Genomic DNA, 24,452 nt, shown 5'->3' with positions numbered 1-24,452 from the left:
TCCTCCTGTGGTGAAATGCCTACTTCTTGTCGGCCGCTACCAGTTCGCAGGTGCGTCACTGGCGGGAAAGGAGTCCTGCCCCCACGTGTCGACGATGTCCGACGCGGACGACTCGACGGCCGGGGCGGGGACGACGGGGGATGTGGTGGTCACGTCTGCTCCTTCGGTTGGCGGCTTCACCTGGCCCAACCACGAGAGTGGTTGGGCTAATCCAACCAAAATGGTGAGGCTAGTCTCACTACATGGAGCGCTCGAGGCAGGAACTGACAACAGACGCGGCATCCGCCCTCGAACGTGCGGTGCCCATGCTGGTGCGCTGGTTCACCCGCGGCGAGGTGAAGCGGTCGATGCTGGCCAACGTGGAGCCGTCACTGTCGTGGACCGACGCGTGGCTGCTGGGGCGCATCGCCGACACGGGTCCCGTACGGCTCTCCTCCCTCGCGGCTTGGCAGGAGGTGGACCGGTCCACCATGACCACCGAGGTACGGCGCCTCGAAAAGCTGGGTCTCGTCGAGAGGACCACCGACCCGTCGGACGGTCGGGCGGTCCTTCTGCGCGCCACCAGGGCGGGCACCGCCCGGCACCGGCAGACGAAGTCCACGGCACGGTCGGTCTACGAGTCCCTGCTCCAGGACTGGTCGCCGGAGGACCTCGCTGCCGCGGAGCGGGTCGCTCGGCGCCTCACCGCCGCCCTGGAACCCAGGTAGGCAGGTAGGCCGCTTCAAGACGAGGTCGTCGCCGGCGCTCGGGTGCGAGGCGCGCTTGCCCGACGACGTGTCAGCGACCTCGGGGTCGCGCTCTTCGTGCTCGCCGGTGAGGCGGCAGGTCGTGGGAGACTCCCGGCATGGAGACCGCGGCACCCTGGCTGCGCTGGACCCGCGCCGGGACAGTCGCGACGGTCGCGACCCTCCTGGCTGTCGGGGCACACGTCCAGGCGGGAGGTCCCGCCCCCTCGCTTCCGGTGCTGGCGTTCCTCGTCCTCGGCCTCACCGCGGCCAGCGCGACGCTCCTGGCCGGGCCGGCGTCCACCGTGCGCGTCGTGCTGCTGACGGCGGGCGGTCAGCTGGTCGCCCACCACGTCCTCACCGCAGCGTCTGCGCCCGCAGTGGATGGCTCGGCCACCGGAGGCAGGGGGGGCATGGCGGGCATGGCGGGACATCATGCCGGCCACGTGCTCGAGCACGGAGCGCCCGGCGCGGTGCCGGAAGTCGCCCCGCTGTTCCCGCACCTGCTGCCCGCTGATGCACGGATGATGGCCGCCCACCTCGCCGCGGCTGTCGTCGTCGGCCTGTGGCTCGCCGCAGGGGAGCGGGCTCTGTGGACCCTGCTCACGCACATCTGGCGCTCGCTCCGCCTCCCCGTCTCGACGGCACCGTCGACGCCGGTGCCCGGCCGCGCCCCGGCCCCGCAGCTGGCAGGGACCACGCTGGCCCGCATCGCGGCCGGCAGCGTCGTCCGACGCGGGCCACCGGCCATCCTCGCCATCTGACAAGTCCCACCCGCCACCCGGCTGGACGCGATCCCCGCGCACCGCCCCCGGGGTATCGGCGCGTTCCGTCCTGCCCGGCCCCACCGAGGGTGGCCCGGGCTCATCGAGGAGACCCATGACCCAGCTCGACGCCCGTCCACCGACCGACCCCGACGACCCCCGGCCCGCCCGCCGTACGACACCACGAACAGGGTCCCGGCCGGGTTCCGGCGGATGGTTCCGCGCGGTGTGGCGATGGCACTTCTTCGCCAGCATCGTCATCGTCCCGGTGCTGCTCGTGCTGGCCACCACCGGCCTCATCTACCTCTTCCGGTTCCAGCTCGAACCGCTGCTCCACCCCGACCTGCTGAAGGTCGAACAACGCGCCGGGATGGACTTCCAGCAGCCGTACAGCGCCCAGCTCGACGCGGCGCAGCGCGCCTACCCCGACGCCACCCTCACCTCGGTGGCCGAACCCCGCTCCGCCGAGCGGCCGACCGTCATCAACGCCGAGATGCCCGACGGGACGGTCCGTGAGATCTACGTCAACCCCTGGGGCGCCGAGGTGCTGGGCTCGATGAACCCGGACACCACCCTCAGCGGCTACGCCGTTCGGCTGCATGCCGACCTGATGTCCGGCGTCTGGGGCGACCGGCTCATGGAGCTCGGTGCGTGCTGGGCGCTGGTCAGCGCCCTCATGGGCTACTACCTGTTCTGGCGGGGACGACGCGCCCGCGCCCGGAAGCCCGCGTCCCTACGCTCCTGGCACGCCCGCATCGGCGCAGTGGCCGGCGTCGGCCTGCTCACCCTCCTCGTCTCCGGCCTCCCGTGGACCGGCTTCTGGGGAGCGCAGGTCCAGGAGCTCGCCACCAAGCAGGGCACCTCGATGTGGAGCCTCGACCACGGCGCCGAGTCAGACCCCGCATCCACGCTGGACGAGTCCCTGCCGCACAGCCACGCCGTGCCCTGGGGCGCCGGCAGGACCGAGGTCCCGCGCTCGGACGCAGAAGGGCACGAAGGAGCGGTCGCCAACGTCGACACCGCCATCGACGTCGCCGCCGGCGAAGGACTCAGGCACCCGATGACGGTCGCGCTCCCCGACGGCGAGGACGGCGTGTACTCCGCCATCGGCTACGCCTTCGACGCCCCGTCGGACGAGCGGACCGTGCACGTCGACCGCTTCGGCGGGCAGGTCGTCTCCACCTACGGGTACGACGACTACCCGCTCCTGGCGAAGGTCGTCTCCCAGGGAATCGGGTGGCACGAAGGCCGCTCGCTCGGCCTCGTCTCGTTCTGGGCAGCGGCCGCCATGTGCGCCCTCGTCATTGCTTCCTGTGTCACCGGGCCACTGATGTGGTGGCGACGGCGTCGCCGTGGCGCCGGACTGGGAGCCCCGCGCGGACGGATGCCGATCGCGGCGTCTCCGTGGCTGCTGGTGGGGCTGATCGCCCTCGGCGTCCTCCTGCCCTTCTTCGGCGTCACCCTGCTCGTCGTGCTCCTGCTCGACCAGCTCGTCGTACGTCGTGTCCCGTTCCTCGGCAGGTGGTTCAGCGCTCAGTAGCGGGACCGCGGGAGGCGGTGCCGGCGATGCGGAGGGCAGCCAACGCCGTGTGCGGGTCGGGAACCGTGACGGTGACCGTGCGGCCGTTGACCAGCTGGAGGCGCAGGGCCGGGCCTGTCCGCACGGTGCAGACGGTCCGTCCGGGGGTCCACCAGAAGCCGTAGCTCACGGCCCACCACGGAACGTCGACGACCGAGGCGTTCGCGATGGCGGCGAGGGGGTACTTCGCCCGTGGCCAGCCGAGGACCCCCCAGTGGATGCTGACGCCGTGGGGACCGCAGGAGGCGCGGACGTCGGAGGCGGTCACCACCTCGCCCAGGAGTCCCACGAGCGCGATCACGGTGAAGGCGACGACGGTCTCGGGGACCGATCCGCTGCTGGCGGCCAGGCCGATCAGGGGGACCAGCAGGAGTCCGCTGACGATCACGCTCGGCCAGTTGGTCGCGCGTCCGGTGTAGGCAGTCGTGCTCATGACAGCTCCTTGACGAGGGTGATGACGTCGGCCGAGTCCAGTCCGTAGCGCTTGGCGAGGTCGATGGCTTCCTGGACGGCGTGCCGGACCGGGGCGAGGTCGCCTGTCTCGGCGGTGGCTGCGATGCGCGCTCCGCGGCCGCGGCGGAACTCGAGGATCCCGGCCTCGCGGAGCTGTCGGTAGGCAGCCAGCACGGTGTTGCGGTCCACGGACAGCGCTTCTGCCAGCTCGGCCGCGGGGGGCAGCTGCTCGCCGACCGACAGCTCCCCGCTGTGCAGGCCGCGTACGACGCAGGCGGCCACCTGGTCCTGCAGCCGCTGCGTCGAGGAATGGTCCAACGTCCAGTGCATGGTGCTAATCGTACTAGCACTATTCAGGATTGCCTACCCCATGCCCGACGCAGGGACCTGCTCGGGCCCACCCGCCTCCGCACGGGGAGCAGGAAGCATCGTGATCACCAGGAAGGCGGCGACCACGGCCACCACGACCTGCGGGGTCACCGAGACGCCGTCGGCGCCGAGCAGCAGCGTCGCCAGGAGTGTCGAGGTGAGGGGAAGTCGCAGCATGGCGGTGCACATCGCGCCGATCCCCATGCCGATCGCCGGCGCCAGGGCCATCCCGGGCAGCTCGGAGACGGCGATGCCGAGGACGGCACCGATGAACATCGCCGGAAAGACCGGCCCGCCACGGAAGGCACTCAACGACAGTCCGTAGGCCAGGGTCTTGCAGGCAGCCAGGAGGACCAGGACCCCGGTCGAGTACGCGGTGGCGTGCTCCACCAGTGCGGGCATGGCGTCCTGGCCGGAGAACAGGACCTGCGTGAAGCTGTGGTCGGAGACGAGCTGGTAGACCATCGCGGTCGCGCCGATGGCCAGGCCGAGCACCGTCGTCACCAGCACCCGGTTGAGGTGCACCAGCGGTCGCAGCGACAGGCCGATCCAGCGGATGAGCCAGCCGAGCAGCGCGCAGGCGACGCCGATCGGCAGCGCCCACAGCATGGTGGCGACGGTCGGGTCCGTGGCCGGCGGCACGGACGTCAGTGCCAGTGAGAAGCTCCCGAGCCCGGTCCAGCTGTTCATGCCGACGAAGACCAGTGCGCCGACGCCGGACGCCAGCAGCCCCGGAAGTGCCACCAGGGTCAGCGTCGCGCCGCCGATGCCGGCCGCCTCCATGATCAGGAACGCGGCGAGCAGCGGTGACCCGAGCAGCGTGCTGATCGCGGCGAAGCTGCCGGCCGACGCCATGATCGTGAGCGCCATCGGGGGCGCGTCCTTCTTCGTGAGGTGCACGGTCAGCGCCGCGAGCCCGCCACCGATGGCGATCAGCGGTGCCTCGGGTCCGAGGACGGCGCCGAGGCTCAAGGTGGTGAAGGCGGCCAGGATGACGCCGGGGAGCTCCTTGGGTGTGGGCGGACCTCCACCTGCGTGGAAGCCGAAGGCGGGGGAGTGTCCGCCCGTGCCGGGCAGGTACCGGATGGTCAGCCCGGTCAGCAACCCACACACGGCCAACCAGGGCACCGGCCACCAGGCGGGCGCCCCGCCGTCGAGCACCGCGTCGGGCAGGTCGACGAACACGAGCTCCTGGACCTGGGCGACGAGCGCCAGGAAGCCGTAGGCGACGGCGGAGATGGGCACGCCCAGGGCCGCCGACAGCAGCAGGGCCGTCAGGTACGGTCGCGAACGAACGACCGCCGCGGGGTCCATGGTTGCCGTGTCACCCTCGGTGGCCATCGCCTCACTCCGTGCTGCTCGTGCTCGGGCGTCGTCAGCAGCCCGACGAGCAGGCGCGAGGCGCAGGCCCCAGGCTGGGGAAGAGCCCGCCGACCACGTACGTGGTGTGCCAGTAGGTCACGAACCGTGGCCCTGCGGCCTCATCCGCAGCGGGTGACTCCACGCGCCCCCGTCGCCCCTAGGGTCCGACAATCCTTTTCCCCCCGCGCGTAGGAGACCCCATGTCCAGACGGTTCTACCTAGCCGTGTCCGCGGCCGCAACAGCGGCCCTGATCGGTGCCATGACCAGCCCACCGGCGTACGCCGACCCGAACAACAACACGGTCCGCAAGCTGACGAAGGCCGTGACGGTGGACGGGGTGGTGGACCACCTGGAGGCGCTCCAGGACATCGCCGACGAGAACGGCGACCGGGCCGCGGGCCGCCCCGGCTACAAGGCGTCCGTCGACTACGTCGTCGAGCAGCTGAGGGCGGCCGGCTACACGCCGACGGTCCAGGAGTTCCCGTTCACCTACGCCGAGGAGTTCTCCGAGCTCGCGCGCATCACGCCGAGCCCCCGCGTGTTCGTGCAGGGGAGCGAGTTCCTCCGCAACACCTTCGACTCCGGGACCCCGGAGGGCACCGCGACCGGCACCCTCTTCGTCATCCCCGCCGCCGATGCGACCGACGGCTGCGAGGCCGGCGACTTCACCGGCATGGCGGCCGGCCAGGTTGCGCTGATCCAGCGTGGAGGGTGCGGGTTCGCCATCAAGGCGCTGGCCGCCCAGAACGCGGGTGCGGCAGGCGTGATCATCTACAACAACGCCGCCGGGATGATCAACATGATCGGCGACGCCACCGGGTTGAGGATCCCGGCGGTCTTCGCGAGCCAGGTCGCCGGCGAGAACCTCGCGACCACGCCCGGAGCGACCGTCCGGGTGAAGGTGGACTTCACGGCCGAGACCCGCACGGCGTACAACGTGCTGGCCGAGACCAGGACCGGCAACGACGACAACACGGTCATGGCCGGCGCCCACCTCGACAGCGTCCAGGACGGTGCGGGCATCAACGACAACGGATCCGGCAGCGCCGCACTCCTCGAGACCGCCATCCAGATGGCGAAGGTGAAGCCCACCAACACGGTGCGGTTCGCCTGGTGGGGTGCTGAGGAGGAAGGCCTTCTCGGCTCGGAGTACTACGTCGGCCAGCTGACCGACGCGCAGGCCGAGGACATCGCCCTCTACCTGAACTTCGACATGGTCGCCTCGCCCAACTACATGTTCGGTGTCTACGACGGGGACAACTCCGGCGGGACTGCGGCAGCCGGTTTCATCCCGGAGGGCAGCGCCCAGATCGAGGACGTCTTCGAGAAGTTCTACGCCGACCGCGGGGAGCCTTCGCAGGACAGCGAGTTCTCGGGGCGCTCCGACTACGGGCCGTTCATCGCGGTGGGCATCCCTGCCGGTGGCCTCTTCACCGGCGCGGAGGTGGCCAAGACGGCGGCCGAGGCGGCCCTGTACGGCGGCGTGGCGGGCGCGTCGTACGACCCGTGCTACCACCAGGCGTGCGACAACCTGACCGGGGCCGGGCAGAACACAGCGCTCTACGACCAGCTGCGCGCGGACTACACCCTCATCGGGAACATCAACGTGCACGCGCTGGACGTCAACTCCGACGCCATCGCCACCGCGGTGCTGACGTTCGCCTACGACACGTCCACGGTCAACGGCGCGCCGGGGCACCCGGGTCGGGGCCAGGTCAAGACCGATGGGTCCGAGCGGACCCTCGCCACGATCAGGGACCAGCGCACCCGCTGACGACGACGGACGGTGAGGGCGGGTCGCTCGTGCGGCCCGCCCTTGCCGTCCCCCGACGGCGCCCGGGCGGTCAGGCCGAGACCAGACCCGGCCCATCCACGGGGGCTGGTGCGTCGGCCCGGGCCCCGGTGCGCTCGGCGCCGATGCCGGCCGCCACGACGAGCAGGATGCCGACGACGGCGACGCCGTTGGGCACCTGGCTCAGCACGAGGAAGCCGATCACCAGGGCGAAGGCGGGCTCGAGGGCCATCAGCGTCCCGAAGGCGCCGGTGGTGAGCCGGCGCAGTGCGAGCAGCTCCAGGGCGAACGGCACGACGGGCAGCAGGATCGCCAGGCCCAGGCCGTACAGCAGGAGCTGGGGCGTGAGCTGTCCGACGACACCCGGACCCGCGACCAGGGTTGCGACGACCGCGGCGACGGGCATCGAGATCGCCAGGCCGCCCAGCCCGCTCACGGCGTCGCCGACGCGCTGGGTCAGCAGGATGTACGCCGCCCAGCACACGGCAGCGCCGAGCGCACAGGCCACGCCCACCGGGTCGGCCGCGCCGGTCCACGGCTGGGTCAGGAGGAGCACGCCGACGGCAGCCAGCGCCGCCCACCACCGTCCCACGCCGCGGCTGCGCCACACGGCGATCGTCAGGGGCCCGAGGAACTCGAGCGCGCTGGCGGTGCCGAGGGGGAGGCGTGCGACAGCCGCCATGAAGAGCAGGGTGACCCCTGCCGTGACCACGCCGAGCGCGGCACCCGACCACAGCGCCTCGCGCGAGTAGAACGACAGCCGGGGGCGGACGATGACCAGCAGGAGGATCCCCGCCCAGAAGAGCCGGATCCAGGCCGCGCCGGACGCACCCAGGTCGTCGATGAACCCGACGGAGGCGGCCAGGCCGAGCTGCACGCAGAGCATCGACGCCACAGCCATGGAGGCGCCTGCGCGAGCGCCGGAGGGGAGGGTGGTGGAAGCCATGTCCCCAGTAGACGGTGCTCGGATCGTTCGTGTCCACGTGACTTTGTTGGACGTTCTGTTCGTCGTGGCGACACAATGGCGACATGGACGTCCGCCGCCTCCGCATGCTGCTCGAGCTCTCCCGCCTCGGGTCGATGCACGAGGTCGCTGACGCGCTCGGGACGACGACGTCGAGCGTCTCGCAGGGCATCGCCGCGCTGGCCCGCGACGTGGGCAGCCCGCTGCTCGAGCCAGACGGCCGGCGGGTGCGGCTGACGCCGGCCGGGCGGCGGCTGGCCGACCACGCCGTCACGATCCTCGCCGCGGTGGAGGCCGCGCGCCTCGACCTCGACCCGACCGCGGAGCCGGCCGGGGTGGTGCGTGTCGCCGGGTTCGCCTCCGCGATCCGGCGGTCGCTGCTGCCGGCGATCGACGACCTGCGCTCGACCCACCCCCGCATCGAGGTGCGCATCCACGAGTACGAGCCGCTCGAGTCGCTCGACCTGCTGGCCCGCGACGACGTCGACCTCGCCCTCGTCTACGACTACGACCTCGCCCCGGCGGAGTGGCGCGACGACCACGTGGTCTCGCCGCTCTGGGACCTGGAGTGGGGGATCGGGGTGCCGACGGCCGACCGGCACCTGGAGCTCGCCGACCTCGCCGACCGCGACTGGATCGTGAACTCGCGCCACACCGCCGACGAGGACGCGTTGCGCACGCTGGCCTCGCGGGCCGGCTTCGTGCCGCACGTCGTGCACCGGATCGACTCGCTCGAGCTCGTCGACGACCTCGTGGTGGCCGGACGGGGGGTCGCCCTCCTGCCGCGGGGGCGGTCGTCGCGGCGCGGCGTGAGCGTCGTACGCCTGCGGGACCCGGAGGTGCGCCTGCGCGCCTACGCGGTGACCCGGCGCGGGCGGGGAGGCTGGCCGCCGCTGCAGGCGGTCACCGACCGGCTGGTCACCGGCTGAGCACGCTCAGCCCCGGAGCACCTTCGCCATGGGGCGACCCTTGGCGAGCTCGTCGACCAGCTTGTCGAGATAGCGGATCTGCCGCATGAGCGGATCCTCCACCTCCTGCACCTTGACGCCGCACACCGAGCCGGTGATCTGGTCGGAACGCGGATTGAGGTGCGCCGCGGCGAAGAACTCCTCGAACGTGGTGCCGTCGTCGAGGTGGGCCTGGAGCTGCGCGTCGTCGAAGCCGGTCAGCCACTCGATGACCTCGTCGACCTCCTCGCGGGTGCGCCCCTTGCGCTCCGCCTTGGCGACGTAGTGGGGATAGACCGAGGCCACGCTCGTGGTGAAGATCCGGTGCACGGTCCGAGGATAGGACGGACCGCCGACATCCGCCCCGGCGTGCGCCGGCTCAGCCCTTGTCGGTGTCGGCCGCCCGGCGCAGCGTCGCGGACTCGCTGGCCACGGCCTTGACCGTGGCCGGGTCCATCAGCGGCTCGGTGCCCGGCTGGTGCAGGTCGGTCTCGGTGGTGTCGGGGTTGATCCCCTCCCCGGCAGCAGGGATGCCCGACGGCGTGGTGATGTCGTCGGTGCCCGCTGCGTCGAGCTGCTCCACCTCGGCCTCGCTCAGCCCGAGGGCCGGAGCGAGGACGGCAGCCTGCTTGGACGGCGCCTTCTTCGCGGCGGCCTTCCTGGCGGGCGCCTTCCGGGCTGCAGTCTTCTTGGCGGGCGACTTCTTTGCGGCCGGCTTCGTCACGGCCGGGGTCGGGGCCGGGGCAGCTGACTGAGCGTCGGCGGTGGGCCGCTGCGCGCCCAGCACCGGGTCGACCTCGGTGGGGACGGGACGGTCGGTGGGCCACGGCGCCGACGGTGCCGGACCCGCGCCCGACACCTGCTCGATGACCCGCGCGACGACGCGGGCCGTCGTGCGCACCCCGGTCGTCGCGATGCCGACGGACGTCCCGATGACGGCTGCGGCGGCGTGGGCGGGGAGCGTGACGGCTCCGGAGACCAGGCGGATGGGGTTCACCAGCGATCCTCTCGTCGAAGTTCTAGAGCGCGTCAGTACCCCGTTCGGCGCCGTCCCAGACCGTGACCTGCGCCACGAGCTGCGGCACCCCCCACCCCGGGGGCGGGCTCGACGTGTGCGGCAACGGTCGCGGGGTACCGAGCGGCCATGACTGAGAACACCCGCCTCCGGTCCCGGTCCACCGCGTCCGGGACGCCCGTGCAGGCAGCGGCCACCCTCGTCGGTGTCGTGTTCCTGCTCGTCGGCGTGCTGGGGTTCATCCCCGGCATCACCACCGACCGCGGCAGCCTCGAGGCGGCCGGGCACGAGTCCCACGCCGAGCTGCTCGGCATCTTCCAGGTGTCGGTGCTGCACAACGTCGTGCACCTCCTCCTCGGCGCCGCCGGGGTCGCGCTGGCGCGGAGGCCGTCGAGCGGCCGGGCGTTCCTCGTCGGCGGTGGGGCGATCTACCTCGTGCTGTTCCTCTACGGGCTGGTCGTCGACAAGCACTCGCAGGCCAACTTCGTGCCGCTCGACCGGGCCGACGACTGGCTGCACCTCGTGCTGGGTGCGGGCATGATCGCCCTCGGCGTCGTGCTGGCCAAGCGGCCCGGAACCGTCTGACGGACCCGGTCCCGCCGCGCCGACTGGCGTCGGGCCCCCGCGCAGCGAAACCGGCCCGCCCCCGATGGGGGCGGGCCGGCTGTGCTGCGGGGTGGAACGGGGTCAGGACTGGGTCTGCGAGCGGACCTCGTCCACTCCCGACTGACCCTCGGACTTCACCTTGCCGGCGCTGTCGGAGGCGGTGTCCTTGACCTCCTGCGCGGCCTCGGCAGCCGTCGCCTTGACGCTGTCGGCGACGTCCTGCGCCACCGACTTCGCCTGGTCCACGACCGGCTGGCCGTGCTCCTTGGCGGCGTCGACCACGTGACCGGCAGCCACGGCCTCCTTCTCGGAGGCGGGGATCAGCGCCGCGACGATGACGCCGGCACCGAAGGCGACCAGGCCGGCCGCGAGCGGAGCGCCCTGCACCTTGTCCTGGGCGCCGCTGACGGCGCCAGAGGCCGTGTCCTTGACGGAGTCGACGGCCCCGCCGGCGGAACCCTTGGCAGATCCTGCGGTGCCGGATGCCGACGACTTCACGCCGTGGGCGGTGCCCATCACCTTGTCACGGACGCCGAGCACGCGGCTGCGGGCCGCCTGCTTGCGCCGCTCGACGATGGCGGTCGGGCTCACCCGGTCCTGCAGGGCGTCGACGTCGGCGGTCATCGACTGCCGCGTCTGCTCGATCTCTGACCTCAGTTCTTCTGTGCTTTGACCCATGCTGCGTCCTCCTTGAGTGTCTGCTGCGTCTCCGGCAGCTGCGGGTTTGCGTTCTTGAGCTCCTTGCGGCCCCTCGCCGCGAGGACGGCGCCGACGATCGCCCACAGGACGGTGACGATCAGGAACGCCAGCTCGACGGGCATCCAGTTGTCGAGCAGGTAGGCCAGGGCGAACGAGGCCAGGATGAGGGCGAGCAGGCCGGACACGCCGGCACCGCCGAGCATCCCGGCGCCCTTCCCGGCCTTGGTCGCCTCCTCCTTGAGCTCGGTACGTGCCAGCTCGAGCTCCTGCTTGACCAGCGTCGTCAGGTCGGTGCTCAGGTCGCCCACGATCTGCCCGAGGCTGCGCTCGTCCTCCACGCCGGCCACGTGCGAGCCCATCGGGCTCGTCGCGGTCGTCGCGGTCGTCGTGGGAAGGGGATCCACGCCCGGAGCCCCTGTCACGGGGTGTCCTGGGTGCGCGCGCCCGGGAGCCCGGACGAGGTGGAGTCGAAGCCGGACGGCATCGTCTGCGTCGCCGGGGTGTCGTACCCCGTCGTGCCCGGGCTGTCGGTGCTCGACTGGCCCGCGAGGGGCACTGCGCCGCCGGCCGTGCCCATCGGACCGGACTCGGCGAGCGACGCGGCGGCCGCACCGTCGGCGGTCGCGCGGAACATCCGCCCGGCCACGACGCCTGCGGCGAGCGCACCCACGAGGAACGTCCCGGGGCGTCGTCGCGCGAAGTCGCGGGCGTCGTCGAGGAGCTGTCCGGGGTCGCGGTTCTCGAGGTGGCTCCCGAAGGCCCGGACCCGGTCCGAGACCTCCTGGGCCAGGTCGGTCGCCAGGCCCTGCGACGGGCCCTGTCCCTGGGCCATCTGCTGCAGGTCGTCGCCCAGGGCCCGCAAGGTCTGCGACAGCTTGTCGCGGCCGGTGGTGGCCTGGTCGCTCAGCTGGCTGCTGACCTGCTGCTTCGCCTCGCCGACGACGTTGCGGGCCTGCTCGGCCGCGGTGCCGGCGACGTTGAGTGCCTCGTCCTTCGCTGTGCCGGCCACCTGCTTGCCCTGGTCGGCGGCGGTGGACGCGGTGTCCTTGGCCTTGTCGGTCGTGCTGGTGCCGTTGCTGCCCGAGTCGTAGCCGCTCGAGTCGTAGCCACCGGTGGCGGTGCCACTGGTGGCGGTGCCACTCGTGCCGCTGGTGCTCAGGGGGTCATTTCCGTAGGTCGTCATGCGTCCTCCTCGGAGTGGGGGTGGGTGGTGCCTGTGTCCGGATCCGCGTCCTGGTCGTGGTGGGATTGCTCGGTCATGGGCGCTCGGTACCCCCCGGTTCGCGCCCCAACTCCACCCGTGGGGAGGCAATTCACAGATGCATGTGAGCACCGGCGTCGGGGCACTGGGAGCGATGGCCGCCTTCCTCCAGCACTCCCCGCGCGAGCGGACCTACGACGACCTGACCGACGCCGAGGTCGAGGCCATCGGTCGCACCCTGGACGCCCTGCGCGAGGAGGTCCTCGCCGACCGCGGCGCCCGCGACGCCGCGTACATCCGACGCGTGATCGCCGTCCAGCGCTGCCTGGAGGTGGCGGGTCGGGTGGTCCTCCTCGGCAGCCGCAGCCGCACCGCGTGGTGGCTGGGAACGGCGTCGCTGACCCTGTCGAAGGTGCTCGACAACATGGAGATCGGGCACAACGTGCTCCACGGGCAGTGGGACTGGATGCGCGACCCGCGCATCCACTCCTCGACGTGGGAGTGGGACCACGCCTCGGCGCCCGAGCAGTGGCGACGCGCCCACAACGACCGGCACCACGTCAACACCAACGTGCTGGGCAAGGACAACGACCTCGGCTACGGCATCCTGCGCGTCGACGAGGCGCAGGAGTGGCAGCCGCGTTTCCTGGCCCAGCCGCTGTGGAACCTCGTCAACGCGTGCATCTTCGAGTACGGCATCGCGATGTACGACCTCGACCTCGGGGAGTCGCTCCGCTCCGGCGACGGCTTCTCGTCAGAACAGAAGGCGGAGATGCGTACGACGGCGCGACGGGCCGCACGCAGCGCGCTGCGCGACTACGTCCTGCACCCGCTGCTCTCGGCGCCCACCGGGTCGGCCCGCACCACCCTGACCGCCAACCTCGCCGCCAACCTGGCCCGCAACGTGTGGAGCCACTCGGTGATCATGTGCGGGCACTTCCCCGAGGGCGTCGAGACGTTCGAGGTGGCCGAGCTCGACGAGAACGAGACGCGCGGGCGGTGGTACGTCCGCCAGATGCTCGGCTCCGCCGATGTCTCGGGCCCGCCGCTGCTCCACGTGCTGTGCGGCAACCTCTCGCACCAGATCGAGCACCACCTCTTCCCGGACCTGCCCAGCAACCGCTACCGCGAGATCGCGGGACCCGTCCGTGAGCTCTTCGAGCGCCACGGGCTGTCCTACAACACCGCGCCGCTGTGGCGGCAGGTCGCCAGCGCCTGGAAGAAGGTCGTCCGGCTGTCGGTGCCGCCCCGGCGCTGACCCGACACCGGCCTGCGCATGAGGCGGTGTCCGGAGGGGCACCTGTGCGCATGACGAGCGGGATGCCGGCGGTGCCGTCGCACGTGCCGGGCGGTGAGTTCTCCGTCGGCGTGGAGGATGAGCTCCTGCTCGTCGACGACCGCAACGAGCTGCTGGGCGCCGCGGCCGCTCCGCTCGTGGAGGCGATGTCGCAGACCGTGCCCGGCGCCGGCGTCGTGACCGGGGAGATCTACGTCGACCAGGTCGAGCTCAACACCCCGGTGTGCAGGAGTGCCGAGGACGCCTGGCGATCACTGCGCGACCTCCGGGCCCTCGTCGACAAGGAGGGCGGACGGATCCTCGCCGCGGGGGTGCACCCGACCGCGTCCATGGGGGTCCCGCACATCGCCACGTCGCCGCGCTACGACCGCATCATCGACGAGTACGCCGGCCTGCTGCGCACGCCGACCGCGGCCCTGCAGGTCCACGTCGGGCTGCCCGACGCGCGCACGACGATGCTGGCCTACCGCGGGCTGCGCAACCGGCTGCCGCTCCTGCGTGCCCTTGCCGCGGGATCGCCGTACTGGCACGGGCTGGACTCGGGCCAGGCCACGTCCCGGGCAGCCATCATCCGCTCCTACCCCCGCACCACGATGCCGCCGCTGCTGCGGTCGTGGGACGACTACGTCGAGCGCACGGAGGCACTGATGGAGGCGGCCGAGGCGTCCGACCACACCTACGTGTGGTGGGAGATGCGTCCGCGACCACTGCTCGGCACCCTCGAGGTGCGGGTGATGGACGCCGTCCCGTCGCTGTCGACGGTCGCCGCGCTGACCGCCCTGGTGCAGGGCATCGCCCGCCGCGCCGTCGAGTCGCCCGACGAGGTCGACCTCGAGGACGACGTGCTGGCCGTCAACGACCACCGCGCGGCTCGCTACGGCCTCGACACGCGGGTCGTGGACGTCGACCGGTCGCTGCGGCCCCTGCGCGAGATCGCCGCCCGGGTGGTCGCGGAGGCGCGGACCGTGCTGGCCGCCGACCGGATGGAGGCGCCGCTCGACCCGCTCGACGCCGCGCTCGCCCGGGAGACCGAGCCGAACCGTCAGCGACGCGTCGTCGCAGCCGGTGGGATGCCGGCCCTCCTGGCCGACCTCGTCGCCCGCACCGCGGACCTGGACGGCTGAGCGGACGTGCGGACGATCAGCGCCGAACTGGCTCACTCGGAGCCGGAGTCCTCGGAGTCGTCCTCGACGACGACGACGCCGTAGTTCTCGTCGAGGCGTACGTCGACCGTGGTTCCGTCGGGCTTGGTCACCTCGACCTCGTAGGTCGCGCCGTTCTCGTTGTCGGTCTCGACGCTGTTGGCGGTGCCTCCGCCCGTGGCCTCGAGGGCCGCCTTGGTGGCGGCGTCGGCCTGCTCCTGCGTGTAGTGGTGGCTGGCGGGGCCGTCGTCACCGCCGTCTCCGGCCACTGCCACGCCGGCGACGACGGCGGCTCCTGCTGTCCCCAGCGCCAGGCCCGCTGCCCAGATCCGCTTGCGCATCTCGACTCCTCCATCACTCGTGTGCTCGTGCCTCCACTGTGCGCCAGAGGTGCTGAAGCGGCGCTGAACGGGCCCTTCAGCCCGCCTTCAGCCGGCGTACAGGTGGGGTGTGGGACTCTCGCACGGTGCGGGTCCTGGTGGTCGAAGACGACAAGCAGCTGGCCGCAGCCCTGCGTCGCGGACTGGAGGCGGAGGGGTACGCCGTCGACACCGCCCTCGACGGGCGAGAGGGTGCCTGGCTCGCCGGCGAGAACTCCTACGACACGATCGTGCTCGACGTGATGCTGCCGCACGTGTCGGGTGACGAGATCTGTGCGCGTCGTCGCGAGCAGGGCGACTGGACGCCGATCCTCATGCTGACCGCGCGTGCCGGTCCGGACCAGGAGGTGCGGGCCCTGGACGCGGGGGCGGACGACTTCCTCGCCAAGCCGTTCTCCCTGGCGGTGCTCCTCGCGCGGCTGCGGGCGCTCGTGCGACGGGGGAGTGGCGAGCGACCGACCGTGCTGGTGGTCGGCGACCTCGAGCTCGACCCGGCCGCACACCGCGTCTCGCGAGCGGGGACCAGCATCGACCTCACGCCGCGCCAGTTCTCCATGCTGGAGTTCCTCATGCGGCGCTCCGACGAGGTCGTGTCCAAGGCCACGATCCTCGACCACGTGTGGGACTTCGCCTTCGAGGGTGACCCCAACATCGTCGAGGTGTACGCGCGCCACCTGCGCCAGCGGATCGACCACCCGTTCGGCAGGGCGAGCCTCGAGACGGTGCGGCTGGTGGGCTACCGGGTGGTCGACGACAGGTGAGTCGCCTGGACACCCTCTCCCTGCGGAGCCGTACGACGTCCACAGCGGTCGTGATCGTCGCCGTGCTCCTGGGCGCGGGTGCCTGGGTGCTCCTGACGACGCTGGACCGGCAGCTGGTCGCTGCCACCGACCGTGCCTCCCAGACCACCGCGCACGACCTGGTCGCGATGGTGCAGACGGACCGGTTGCCAGACGTGCTGACCCAGGTGGGCGACGACGGGGTCGCCCAGGTCTTCGCGGCGGACGGCACGGTGCTCGCCGCCTCCGCCAACATCACCGGCCGCGGACCCATCACGCAACCGGCCGGCCCCGCGGCGCGGCAGCGCACGTTCGACGGCCCGGACGACCAGGAGACGGAGACCTACCGGGCGTGGGTCGTGCCGGGCGCCTCCCCTGGTGGCGACGTGACCGTCGTGGTCGGCAGCAGCCTCGAGGCGGCGCACGAGGCCTCCCGGCGCCTGCGCACGCTGCTGCTCCTCGGCGTGCCGCTGGCCGTGCTCCTGCTCGGCGCCGTGGTGTGGGTGCTGGTCGGGCGCGCCCTCGGCCGACTCGACCGCATCCGTGCCGAGGTCGACGCCATCGGCCCCCATCAGCTCGACCGGAGGCTGGTCGTGACCGGACCGCGCGACGAGGTCAGGCGGCTCGCCGCGACGATGAACCGGATGCTGGACAGGGTCGAGTCGGCCGTGACCAGGCAGCGCCGGCTCGTCGCCGACGTCTCCCACGACCTCCAGAGTCCGTTGGCGACGCAGCGCCTGTCCCTCGAGGTGGCCCTGCGCGAGCCGGGGGCGGTCGATGCCGACGAGCTCCGGTCGGGTGTGCTCGGTCCGGCGCAGGCGATGGAGCGGCTCGTCGACGACCTGCTCGTCCTCGCGGCGGCCGACGAGCACGCACCTGCGGCCATGAGCAGCGTGGACCTCGACAGCCTCGTGCTCGAGGAGGCGGAGCGTGCCCGCGGCCACAGCCGCGTGAGCATCGACACTGCGCGCGTCTCGGCGGGCCCGATCCGCGCCAACCCCTCGGAGATCAGGCGCGCGGTCCGCAACCTCATCGACAACGCCGTCGCCTATGCGTCGTCCGGCGTCGAGCTGGCCGTGGTGACCACCGGGCACGAGGTCGTGCTCGACGTGCTCGACGACGGCCCCGGCATCCCCGCCGGCGAGCGCGAGCGCATCTTCGACCGGTTCCACCGAGGAGACAGGTCACGGAGCGCCGGGGTGTCCGGCAGCGGCCTGGGCCTGTCCATCGCCCGGACCGCGGCCGAGCGTGCCGGCGGGCGGCTCGACCTCGTCGAGGGCTCGGAGGGAGCGCACTTCCAGATGGTGCTCCCGGTCCTGCCCCTCGAGTGAGACAGCATCGTGAGCGCGATGCCGGCGACGTCAGCGGTGTCCCGGAGCGTCCCCGCATCGCGGACCCGGCTCGCGCAGCAGCCACCAGCCGGCGGTCCACGCGGCGGCCCCGGCGACGAGCTCCACGTGGAGGTCGACGATCGCCAGGGTGATCATCGTGGTCACCGCGACCGAGCTGAACCCGTCGAGCGCCATCAGCTGCTGACCGACTCGCTCGACGTGGCCACCGCGGCGCGACGCCGTGCGTCGAGCGCGGAGGAGCGACGGGAGAGGCGCTGGTCGAGCAGGTGGGCGGCCTCGGTGGTGCGCCCGGCCATCGCCAGGGCGTGCACGAGGGTGTCCTCGACGACCTCGCGCTGCGCCCGGCTCCCGCCCAGCGGGGCCATCGTGCCGACGACGGCTGTCAACGTCGCGGCGGCGGCGTTCCAGCGCTCCTCGACGACCTGGACGAGGCCGGTGCACAGGGGAGCCACGACGTCGCGGAAGACGCGGTCGTCGCTCCGCTCTGCGTGGGCCGTCAGCTCGGTCAGCGCGGAGGCGTCGCCGTCGGCGGCGAGCAGGACGGCGCTGTGCATCGCGGCGAACGGCGTCGGGGGTGCGGTCAGCCACTCGGCCGGCGCCTGCGCCCGCACCTCGGCGACGGGCAGGTCGTCGGTCCACGCGCCGGTCACCCGGCCGCGCCAGAGCAGCGACCCGCTGTCGACCACGACCCTGCTGCCGCTGACGACCGACGGATCGAGCTCGCGGGCGAAGCGGCGGCGTACGGCCTCGACGTCGTCCTGCATCAGCTCGTGGAGAGCGGCGTGCCAGGAGAAGTGGGAGCGGTGGTTGGCCTCGGGCCCCCGGGAGCGGAGCCACTCGTCGAGCCACGCCAGCCCGGTCGTGTGGTCGCCGGTCTCGTAGTAGACGTGGGCCCGCGCGTGGACGGCGTGGCCCGAGGCGGGCTCGACCGAGAGGGCGTAGGAGGAGAGGTCCTCGGCCTCGGCCCAGCGCTCCTGGTCCTGGCGGACGAACGCCAGCTGGCCGGCGTACCACCAGTCGTCGCCGTAGGAGCGGCCGAGCGACTCGACGAGCTCGGCGGTCTGGGTGCCGCTGGTCAGGCCGCCGAAGGCGACGGTCGGCACGGCGACGCTGACGGCGAGGGCGTCGCGCGGGAAGAGGCGTACGTGCCGGAGCAGGGCCGCGGCGCCCGTGGCCTCGTCGGTGCGCAGCCGGGTGGTGACGGCGTCGAGGAAGGAGGACTCGCGGTCGTCGAGGTGGCGGTCGGCAGCGGCCCGGTGGGCGGCGCGCAGCGATGCGCGCCAGTGGGTGTTGGCTCCCCACTCGTGCCCGAGCAGCGCGAGGGCGGCGTGGGCCTGCACGAAGCCCTCGTCGGCGGCGACCGCGTCGGCGAGGCCCTCCTCGACGCCGTCCTGGAGGCGCAGCAGCCGGCCGAGCGCTGCGTTGTAGCGCTCGGCGGCGTCCTGGCTGGTGGAGAGCGTGAGGCCGTATGGGTCGACCGGGCGGCGTCGGGCCTCGCCGTGCAGCGACCGGCTCACGATGCGCGCCACGTCGTAGGCCTGCTCGCGGATCTCCGGCATCGCCGTCGACTCCCACAGGTTGCCGCGGCGCAGCGAGCCGACGGCGAGGAAGGGGAGCGTGTCGGGCAGGGTGCCGAGGATGCGACCGTCGTCGGCCGTGTCGATGCCCAGGCCGGCCGGGCCGGGACGGACCAGGCCCGACTGGGCCAGGCGGGTGAGCAGCGGGTCGGCGGCGATGGAGCCGACCGGACCGGTGCAGTTGACCACCGCCGCGACGCGCAGGGTCGTCCCGTCGTCGAGGGTGACGTGGAGGGCGGACCGGTCGGCGCGCACGGCGGCGAGGGTGCCGCGGTGGCGCACGAGCCTGCCCTCCGCCGCGACCGCGTCGAGGCGTCGCGAGGTGGCCGGCGCCATCCGGTGCCGGTGCACGTCCCACGAGCGGGCGTCCTCGGCGATGAAGCGTCGCTTGTCGGCCTCCGACAGCCCTCGCCACAGCTGGGAGGTGACGGGACGCAGCCCGTCGATCGCGGCCCGCCAGTCGCCGGTGCTCGCGACGGTCTCCGCCACGTGTGCGGTGAGGGTGGACCGGAGCGTGTCGAGGTCCTGGGTCCGGGTGATGCCGGGCGGCGGTGGCACCGGGGGAGTCGTGGGCAGCACGTGGGGCTGCGGCACCGCGTCGGTGCGCGAGACCACGTGGATGGTGCGGTCGGGCCGGTCGGCGCTGATCGCGAGGTCGACCATGGTCAGGCCCGAGCCCAGCATCAGCACGTCGCCGACCTCGGGGATCGCCTGCGTCCATGGGTCGGCGACCAGGCGGGCGTCGGCCGCGAGCTCGGGCGGTGCCCACCCGGTGCCTGGGCTGCTGCTGGTGGCCAGCACGACCGCCCGCGCCTCGAGCTGCTCGCCGTCGGAGAGCTCGACGACGAACCCGTCGCCGGACCGGCTGACGTCGGCGACCTCCGCGTGGCGGCGTACGAGCCGGGCGTTGCCGGGGAACTCGGTCGCGGTGGTCAGCAGGCCCTCGATGTAGCGGCCGAACGCCGCGCGCGGTGCGAAGTCGTGGGGCTGGAACTTCGGGTCGTGGTGGTTGCGCAGCCAGCGGAGGAAGTGCTCGGGGTCGCGCGGGAACGCGCTCATGCCCGAGGCCGGGACGTTGAGGAGGTGGCGCTCGTCCGTCGTGGAGTAGGCCTGGCCGCGGCCGGTGCTCGGCGCCGGGTCGACCAGCTCGACGCGGAAGCGCGAGGAGAGCGCCGTCACCAGGTGGGTGGCCACCAGGGTGCCGCCGGCACCGGCTCCCACCACGACGACCCGACAGTCACCCTCGTTCGTCTCCACGCCAGCTCCTCCTTTAGTCCACTGAGTTACTGCACAAACGGTATCAGCGAAGCGCTCCCGGACCGAGTCGGGGGAGCGGCGGGCGAGTCGCGGCGCACGGCGGTCACACCTCCCGACGCATGACGACGCGCGGGAACCCCGCCGAGGTGGCCTCGGTGGTCGCGGCCATCTCGAAGCCGGCGTCCTCGAACAGCTTGCGGGTGCCGACGTAGGCCATCGTCAGGTCGACCTTCCGGCCCTCGTTGTGCACCGGGTAGCCCTCGACGACCGGTGCGCCGCGCTGCGCGGCGTAGGCCACCGCGCCGTCGAGGAGCACGTGGGAGATGCCGCGGCCCCGGTGCCCGGGGCGGACCCGGACGCACCACACCGACCACGCGGGCTGGTCGTCGACGTGCGGGATCTTCGTGGACCGGGCGAAGGGCAGGTCCGCTCGCGGCGCGACGGCCGCCCACCCGACGACCTCCGTGCCGTCGTAGGCGAGCACGCCCGGCTTGGTGCGCTTGCGCGTCAACGCCTCGACGTGTGCCCCGCGGTCTGGCCCGGCCAGCTCGCGGTTGTCCTTCGCCGGGATGCGGTGGCTCAGGCACCAGCACACGTTGGACGTCGGGTTCTTCGGGCCGACCATCGTGCGCACGTCGTCGAACCGCGCGTGCGTCGCCGGGTGGACGACGAACCCGCCGGAGCTCACCAGGGGCGTGCTGGCCATGCCGTCACGGTAGACCCAGCGGGTTGAATGGGGGCATGGACGCTGCTGCACCGACGATGCGCAAGATCGGCCTGCTCGGCGGGATGAGCTGGGAGAGCTCCGCGCTCTACTACGAGATCCTCAACGAGGCGGTGCGCAAGCGTCTCGGTGGCTACCACTCGGCGCGGGTGCTGATGTCCTCCGTCGACTTCGCCGAGGTCGAGGCCATGCAGGCCGCGGGGGAGTGGGAGGCCGCCGGCCGGCTCCTCGCCGCCGAGGCCGTTGCGCTCGAGGCGGCCGGCGCGGAGTGCGTGGTGCTCTGCACCAACACGATGCACAAGGTCGCCGACGCGATCGAGGCCGCGACGGGTGTGCCGCTGATCCACATCGCCGACGTGACAGCTGCGGCCGTCCGCGGCGCTGGGCTCTCGCGGGTCGCGCTGCTCGGCACGAGGTTCACCATGGAGCAGGCCTTCCTGCGCGACCGGCTCGCCACCCACGGCGTCGAGGTGCTCGTCCCGCCCGGCGAGGACCGCGAGCTCGTGCACGAGGTGATCTACGGCGAGCTCGTCCACGGCGTCGTGCGCGACGACTCGCGGGCGGCCTATGTCGACGTGGTGGAGCGGCTGGTCGCCGACGGCGCCGAGGGGGTCGTCCTCGGGTGCACCGAGATCGAGCTGCTGCTCGGCCCCGACGACGTCGAGGTGCCCGTCTTCGCCACCACCCGCCTGCACGCGCTGGCGGCGGTGGACTTCGCCCTCAGCTGAGGAGCGTCTCGCGCACGACCAGGTCGAGCCAGTCGTCGAGCCGGCCGAGCTGGTCGGTGCGGCCGAACAGCGGCCGCTTCCCGGGTGGCGGCAGGTAGCCCACGGCATCCATGACGAGCCAGTGTGCATCGGCGTCGGTGCTGCTGGCTGCGGCGTAGCGGCGCAGGAAGTACTGCGCCGGGCCGGTGCCGTGTGCCAGCGCGAGGTTGGACGCCGCGTGGGCCGCGTCGAGCCACGCCGGTCCGGTCGAGGTCTCCACCCAGTCGACCACCCCGGTGACCGCGTCGCCCGACCACAGCAGGTTGCGGTGGCCGAAGTCGCGGTGCAGGAGCGTCGGCTCGTACGCCGGTGCGGGGCCGGCCAGCACCTCGAAGGCACGCCGCCACGAGTCCGGGTGCCGGGACCACGTCGGGACCACCCACTTCTCCTCCCACGCCCAGGACTGGAAGGTGCGGAACGGCTCGGCTGGACGCTGCGCGTGGATCGTCACCAGCAGGTCGGCCATCGCCTGCAGCCGGTGCTCGCCCAGCGCCTCGTCCTCCTCGAGCGGTGCACCGGGGAGCCGGGACATGAGGTGCGCGGCGGCACCCGCGACCGCCCCCTCGGCGTCGAGCGCAACGCTGGTCGGGGCCGGGACGGGCGTCCCCGCCATCGCCAGCTGCGCCTCCCGCTCGCGGGTCGTCAGCTCGGCGCCGTGCGTGCGCCACGGCTCGACCGTCATCAGCCGCAGCACGGACTCGGCGCCGCCGTCGTGCCGGAGGACGAGCATCGTCGACGTCAGGCCGCCGTCGAGGGCGTCGTACGACGTGACCGGCGACCCGAGGGCGGAGCYCGCCCAGGCGAGGGCGGCGGCGATGTCGACGTCTGGATCCGGCACGCGGCGACGGTAGCGGGCTCAGCCGCACGTGTCCGGGTGTCGTCAGCCCTGCGCGGGCCAGAGCGAGTGGTAGGCGTTGATCGCCGGCTGCCCGCCGAGGTGGGCGTAGAGCACGTGCGAGTCGCGGGGGATGTCGCCCTCGGTGACGAGGTCGATGAGGCCGGCGAGCGACTTCCCCTCGTAGACCGGGTCGGTGATCATCGCCTCGAGCTGCGCGCCGAGCGCCATCGCCTCCATGGTCGAGTCGACCGGCAGGCCGTAGAGCTCGCCGGCCCAGCCGTCGAGCACGGTGATCTCGTCGTCGCGCAGGTCGCGGCCCAGCTCGATCAGCTCCGCGGTGTGCCGGGCGATGCGCGCCACCTGGTCGCGGGTCTTCTCGAGCGTCGCGCTGGCGTCGATGCCGAGCACGCGGCGGCGTACGCCGGTGAGGTCCTCGAGCGCCGCGAAGCCGGCGATCATCCCCGCGTGGGTCGAGCCGGTGACCGTGCAGACCACGATCGTGTCGAAGGTGATGCCGAGGACCTTCTCCTGCTCGGCCACCTCGAAGGCCCAGTTGGCGAAGCCGAGGCCGCCGAGCCGGTGCTCGCTGGCACCCGCCGGGATGGCGTACGGCGTGCCGCCGGCCTCCTCGACCTCGCGGATCGCGTCCTTCCATGAGTCGCGGATGCCGATGTCGAAGCCGTGCGGGTCGAGGCGGGAGTCGGCGCCCATCATCCGGCTGAGCAGGATGTTGCCCACCTGGGTGTTGGTCGGGTCGTCCCACGGCACCCACTTCTCCTGCACGAGCCGGCACTTCAGGCCGAGGTGGGCGGCGACGGCGGCCACCTGGCGGGTGTGGTTGGACTGGAAGCCGCCGATGGAGACGAGCGTGTCGGCGCCGCTGGCCAGCACGTCGGGGACGATGTACTCGAGCTTGCGGACCTTGTTGCCACCGAAGGCGAGACCGCTGTTGACGTCCTCGCGCTTGGCCCACACCTGGGCGCCGCCGCCCTTCGCCGCGAGGTGGTCGGAGAGCCGCTTCAGGTGGTGGACGGGCGAGGGGCCGAAGGTGAGCGGGTGGCGCTCGAACTGCTCGAGGTTCATGAGATCTCCTGCTGGTCGGTCTGGGCCGGTTGGTCGGGGTCGGGGATGAGGTCGGCGAGGTTCTGCCAGGTGCGGAAGGCGACGTCGGCGGCGGCCTGAGCGTCGCGGCCGGCGCACGCCTCGACGAGGCGCTCGTGCAGCGCCACCGACTGCTCCCCGGCGTGGGAGGCGAAGCGGCGGCGCTCGAGGCGGCGTACGACGGGGCCGAGCTGGTCGAGGACGGTGGCGAGGGCCCGGTTGCCCGAGACCTCGACCGCGACCCGGTGGAAGTCGTCGTCGGCGGTCAGCGCCGCGTCGGTGTCGTGGGCCTCGATCGCGGCGGCGAAGCGGTGGTTGGCGGCACGCATCCGCTCGACGTCGTCGTCGGTGAGCCGCGCGACCGCCTCCGCGACCGCGAGGCGGTGCATGGCGACGACGACGGCATGGGCCTCGCGCACCTCGGCCAGGTCGATCTCCGCGACCACGGTCGAGCGGCCGGGCGCCGACCGCACGAGCCCGGTCTCGCCGAGCCGCAGCAGCGCCTCGCGCACCGGCGTACGGCTCACGCCGAGCCAGGTGGCGAGCTCGGTGTCGCGCACCACCTCGCCCGGCGCGAGGGTGCCGTCGACGATCGCGTCGCGCAGCCGGTCGTGCACCGAGTCGCGCAGCAGCACCGTGCGGAGTGGGGCGGGGGAGTCCGGAACCGGCATGCAATATATTGCACATCGCGGCAGTCGTCAGGTCAAGTGGTAGTCCAGTGGCAGGTGGCGGTCGGGAACGCGCTCGGACAGCCGTCCGCG

Annotated in this window: 27 protein-coding genes; 11 read left to right on the top strand and 16 right to left on the bottom strand. The window is 72.6% G+C overall.

Annotation, left to right across the window (positions count from 1 at the left end; translation table 11 throughout):
- Window positions 1-305 precede the first annotated feature (305 nt).
- The 3 genes from ACXJKB_RS09850 to ACXJKB_RS09840 all read left to right on the top strand — a co-directional run bounded on the left by ACXJKB_RS09850 (window position 306) and on the right by ACXJKB_RS09840 (window position 3,029).
- Window positions 306-707, top strand: coding sequence for a MarR family winged helix-turn-helix transcriptional regulator (locus tag ACXJKB_RS09850; protein ID WP_457187827.1), 402 nt, complete (start codon window positions 306-308; stop codon window positions 705-707).
- A gap of 137 nt (window positions 708-844) precedes the next feature.
- Entirely contained in the window at window positions 845-1,489 is a 645-nt protein-coding gene (locus tag ACXJKB_RS09845; RefSeq protein WP_457187825.1) for a hypothetical protein, read from the top strand.
- A 115-nt stretch (window positions 1,490-1,604) separates the two neighbouring features.
- The gene (locus ACXJKB_RS09840; RefSeq protein WP_457187823.1) at window positions 1,605-3,029 is read left to right on the top strand and encodes a PepSY-associated TM helix domain-containing protein; all 1,425 of its coding nucleotides are present in this window, start codon (window positions 1,605-1,607) and stop codon (window positions 3,027-3,029) included.
- On the opposite strand, the gene ACXJKB_RS09835 is transcribed toward ACXJKB_RS09840, so the two are convergent.
- The 3 genes from ACXJKB_RS09835 to ACXJKB_RS09825 are packed head-to-tail and all read right to left on the bottom strand — an operon-like array spanning window position 3,016 to window position 5,231.
- Entirely contained in the window at window positions 3,016-3,501 is a 486-nt protein-coding gene (locus tag ACXJKB_RS09835) for a hypothetical protein (protein ID WP_457187821.1), read from the bottom strand. The genes ACXJKB_RS09840 and ACXJKB_RS09835 overlap by 14 nt on opposite strands.
- The gene (locus tag ACXJKB_RS09830; RefSeq protein WP_457187819.1) at window positions 3,498-3,851 is read right to left on the bottom strand and encodes a GntR family transcriptional regulator; all 354 of its coding nucleotides are present in this window, start codon (window positions 3,849-3,851) and stop codon (window positions 3,498-3,500) included. Before ACXJKB_RS09830 ends, ACXJKB_RS09835 begins: the two co-directional genes overlap by 4 nt.
- A 33-nt stretch (window positions 3,852-3,884) precedes the next feature.
- Window positions 3,885-5,231 carry a chloride channel protein gene (locus ACXJKB_RS09825; RefSeq protein ID WP_457187817.1) on the bottom strand — a complete coding sequence of 449 codons (1,347 nt, stop codon included), beginning with the start codon at window positions 5,229-5,231 and terminating at the stop codon, window positions 3,885-3,887.
- Between the two features lie 221 nt (window positions 5,232-5,452).
- Between ACXJKB_RS09825 and ACXJKB_RS09820 the strand changes: the two genes are divergently transcribed.
- Window positions 5,453-7,027 (top strand): M28 family peptidase, encoded by a 1,575-nt coding sequence (locus tag ACXJKB_RS09820; protein ID WP_457187815.1) that lies wholly within the window; start codon window positions 5,453-5,455, stop codon window positions 7,025-7,027.
- Between the two features lie 70 nt (window positions 7,028-7,097).
- Here the strand turns inward: ACXJKB_RS09820 and ACXJKB_RS09815 are convergent, their stop codons facing one another.
- Window positions 7,098-7,991, bottom strand: coding sequence for an EamA family transporter (locus ACXJKB_RS09815; RefSeq protein ID WP_457187813.1), 894 nt, complete (start codon window positions 7,989-7,991; stop codon window positions 7,098-7,100).
- 83 nt (window positions 7,992-8,074) lie between these two features.
- Between ACXJKB_RS09815 and ACXJKB_RS09810 the strand changes: the two genes are divergently transcribed.
- Window positions 8,075-8,938 (top strand): LysR family transcriptional regulator, encoded by an 864-nt coding sequence (locus tag ACXJKB_RS09810; RefSeq protein ID WP_457187811.1) that lies wholly within the window; start codon window positions 8,075-8,077, stop codon window positions 8,936-8,938.
- 6 nt (window positions 8,939-8,944) lie between these two features.
- On the opposite strand, the gene ACXJKB_RS09805 is transcribed toward ACXJKB_RS09810, so the two are convergent.
- Both ACXJKB_RS09805 and ACXJKB_RS09800 read right to left on the bottom strand, forming a co-directional pair.
- The gene (locus ACXJKB_RS09805; protein ID WP_457187809.1) at window positions 8,945-9,286 is read right to left on the bottom strand and encodes a DUF2200 domain-containing protein; all 342 of its coding nucleotides are present in this window, start codon (window positions 9,284-9,286) and stop codon (window positions 8,945-8,947) included.
- A gap of 49 nt (window positions 9,287-9,335) precedes the next feature.
- Window positions 9,336-9,953: a hypothetical protein gene (locus tag ACXJKB_RS09800; protein ID WP_457187807.1), complete on the bottom strand. Its 618-nt coding sequence runs from the start codon at window positions 9,951-9,953 to the stop codon at window positions 9,336-9,338.
- A gap of 147 nt (window positions 9,954-10,100) precedes the next feature.
- Between ACXJKB_RS09800 and ACXJKB_RS09795 the strand changes: the two genes are divergently transcribed.
- Window positions 10,101-10,556 (top strand): DUF4383 domain-containing protein, encoded by a 456-nt coding sequence (locus tag ACXJKB_RS09795; protein WP_457187805.1) that lies wholly within the window; start codon window positions 10,101-10,103, stop codon window positions 10,554-10,556.
- A gap of 102 nt (window positions 10,557-10,658) precedes the next feature.
- Here the strand turns inward: ACXJKB_RS09795 and ACXJKB_RS09790 are convergent, their stop codons facing one another.
- Genes ACXJKB_RS09790 through ACXJKB_RS09780 form a run of 3 tightly spaced genes read right to left on the bottom strand, consistent with a single transcriptional unit; the run spans window position 10,659 to window position 12,459 of the window.
- Window positions 10,659-11,201, bottom strand: a complete 543-nt coding sequence (locus ACXJKB_RS09790) for a DUF3618 domain-containing protein (RefSeq protein ID WP_457187803.1) — start codon at window positions 11,199-11,201, stop codon at window positions 10,659-10,661.
- Window positions 11,202-11,230: 29 nt separating this feature from the next.
- On the bottom strand, window positions 11,231-11,680 hold the full coding sequence (locus ACXJKB_RS09785; RefSeq protein WP_457187801.1) for a phage holin family protein: 450 nt from the start codon (window positions 11,678-11,680) through the stop codon (window positions 11,231-11,233).
- Between the two features lie 14 nt (window positions 11,681-11,694).
- Window positions 11,695-12,459 (bottom strand): hypothetical protein, encoded by a 765-nt coding sequence (locus ACXJKB_RS09780; protein ID WP_457187799.1) that lies wholly within the window; start codon window positions 12,457-12,459, stop codon window positions 11,695-11,697.
- A 136-nt stretch (window positions 12,460-12,595) separates the two neighbouring features.
- Between ACXJKB_RS09780 and ACXJKB_RS09775 the strand changes: the two genes are divergently transcribed.
- Both ACXJKB_RS09775 and ACXJKB_RS09770 read left to right on the top strand, forming a co-directional pair.
- Complete coding sequence (locus ACXJKB_RS09775) at window positions 12,596-13,735, top strand: fatty acid desaturase family protein (protein WP_457187797.1); 1,140 nt, start codon at window positions 12,596-12,598, stop codon at window positions 13,733-13,735.
- Window positions 13,736-13,785: 50 nt separating this feature from the next.
- The gene (locus ACXJKB_RS09770; protein WP_457187795.1) at window positions 13,786-14,898 is read left to right on the top strand and encodes a carboxylate-amine ligase; all 1,113 of its coding nucleotides are present in this window, start codon (window positions 13,786-13,788) and stop codon (window positions 14,896-14,898) included.
- Window positions 14,899-14,930: 32 nt separating this feature from the next.
- On the opposite strand, the gene ACXJKB_RS09765 is transcribed toward ACXJKB_RS09770, so the two are convergent.
- A complete protein-coding gene (locus ACXJKB_RS09765; RefSeq protein ID WP_457187794.1) occupies window positions 14,931-15,257 on the bottom strand; it encodes a PepSY domain-containing protein in 327 nt (108 codons plus the stop codon).
- A 125-nt stretch (window positions 15,258-15,382) separates the two neighbouring features.
- On the opposite strand from ACXJKB_RS09765, the gene ACXJKB_RS09760 reads away from it, so the two are divergent.
- Window positions 15,383-16,057, top strand: a complete 675-nt coding sequence (locus ACXJKB_RS09760) for a response regulator transcription factor (RefSeq protein WP_457187792.1) — start codon at window positions 15,383-15,385, stop codon at window positions 16,055-16,057.
- Window positions 16,054-17,406 carry an ATP-binding protein gene (locus ACXJKB_RS09755; RefSeq protein WP_457187790.1) on the top strand — a complete coding sequence of 451 codons (1,353 nt, stop codon included), beginning with the start codon at window positions 16,054-16,056 and terminating at the stop codon, window positions 17,404-17,406. Before ACXJKB_RS09760 ends, ACXJKB_RS09755 begins: the two co-directional genes overlap by 4 nt.
- Before the next feature lie 30 nt (window positions 17,407-17,436).
- On the opposite strand, the gene ACXJKB_RS09750 is transcribed toward ACXJKB_RS09755, so the two are convergent.
- The 3 genes from ACXJKB_RS09750 to ACXJKB_RS09740 all read right to left on the bottom strand — a co-directional run bounded on the left by ACXJKB_RS09750 (window position 17,437) and on the right by ACXJKB_RS09740 (window position 20,967).
- The gene (locus tag ACXJKB_RS09750; RefSeq protein ID WP_457187788.1) at window positions 17,437-17,601 is read right to left on the bottom strand and encodes a hypothetical protein; all 165 of its coding nucleotides are present in this window, start codon (window positions 17,599-17,601) and stop codon (window positions 17,437-17,439) included.
- Window positions 17,601-20,261 carry an FAD/NAD(P)-binding protein gene (locus ACXJKB_RS09745; RefSeq protein WP_457187786.1) on the bottom strand — a complete coding sequence of 887 codons (2,661 nt, stop codon included), beginning with the start codon at window positions 20,259-20,261 and terminating at the stop codon, window positions 17,601-17,603. Before ACXJKB_RS09745 ends, ACXJKB_RS09750 begins: the two co-directional genes overlap by 1 nt.
- Before the next feature lie 103 nt (window positions 20,262-20,364).
- Window positions 20,365-20,967, bottom strand: a complete 603-nt coding sequence (locus ACXJKB_RS09740) for an N-acetyltransferase family protein (RefSeq protein ID WP_457187784.1) — start codon at window positions 20,965-20,967, stop codon at window positions 20,365-20,367.
- A 35-nt stretch (window positions 20,968-21,002) separates the two neighbouring features.
- On the opposite strand from ACXJKB_RS09740, the gene ACXJKB_RS09735 reads away from it, so the two are divergent.
- Entirely contained in the window at window positions 21,003-21,713 is a 711-nt protein-coding gene (locus ACXJKB_RS09735; protein ID WP_457187782.1) for an aspartate/glutamate racemase family protein, read from the top strand.
- Here ACXJKB_RS09735 and ACXJKB_RS09730 read toward each other — a convergent pair.
- From ACXJKB_RS09730 to ACXJKB_RS09720, 3 genes are read right to left on the bottom strand one after another with little or no spacing between them, the layout of a single operon-like run.
- Window positions 21,706-22,590: a phosphotransferase family protein gene (locus ACXJKB_RS09730; protein ID WP_457187780.1), complete on the bottom strand. Its 885-nt coding sequence runs from the start codon at window positions 22,588-22,590 to the stop codon at window positions 21,706-21,708. The genes ACXJKB_RS09735 and ACXJKB_RS09730 overlap by 8 nt on opposite strands.
- 42 nt (window positions 22,591-22,632) lie before the next feature.
- The gene (locus tag ACXJKB_RS09725; RefSeq protein ID WP_457187778.1) at window positions 22,633-23,673 is read right to left on the bottom strand and encodes a 1-aminocyclopropane-1-carboxylate deaminase; all 1,041 of its coding nucleotides are present in this window, start codon (window positions 23,671-23,673) and stop codon (window positions 22,633-22,635) included.
- Window positions 23,670-24,362 (bottom strand): GntR family transcriptional regulator, encoded by a 693-nt coding sequence (locus tag ACXJKB_RS09720; protein WP_457187776.1) that lies wholly within the window; start codon window positions 24,360-24,362, stop codon window positions 23,670-23,672. The genes ACXJKB_RS09725 and ACXJKB_RS09720 overlap by 4 nt, the downstream gene beginning before the upstream one ends.
- Window positions 24,363-24,452 lie beyond the last annotated feature (90 nt).

The sequence above is a fragment of the Nocardioides sp. P5_E3 genome (assembly GCF_054049275.1).
This window is presented reverse-complemented; position numbering and strand designations above follow the sequence as displayed.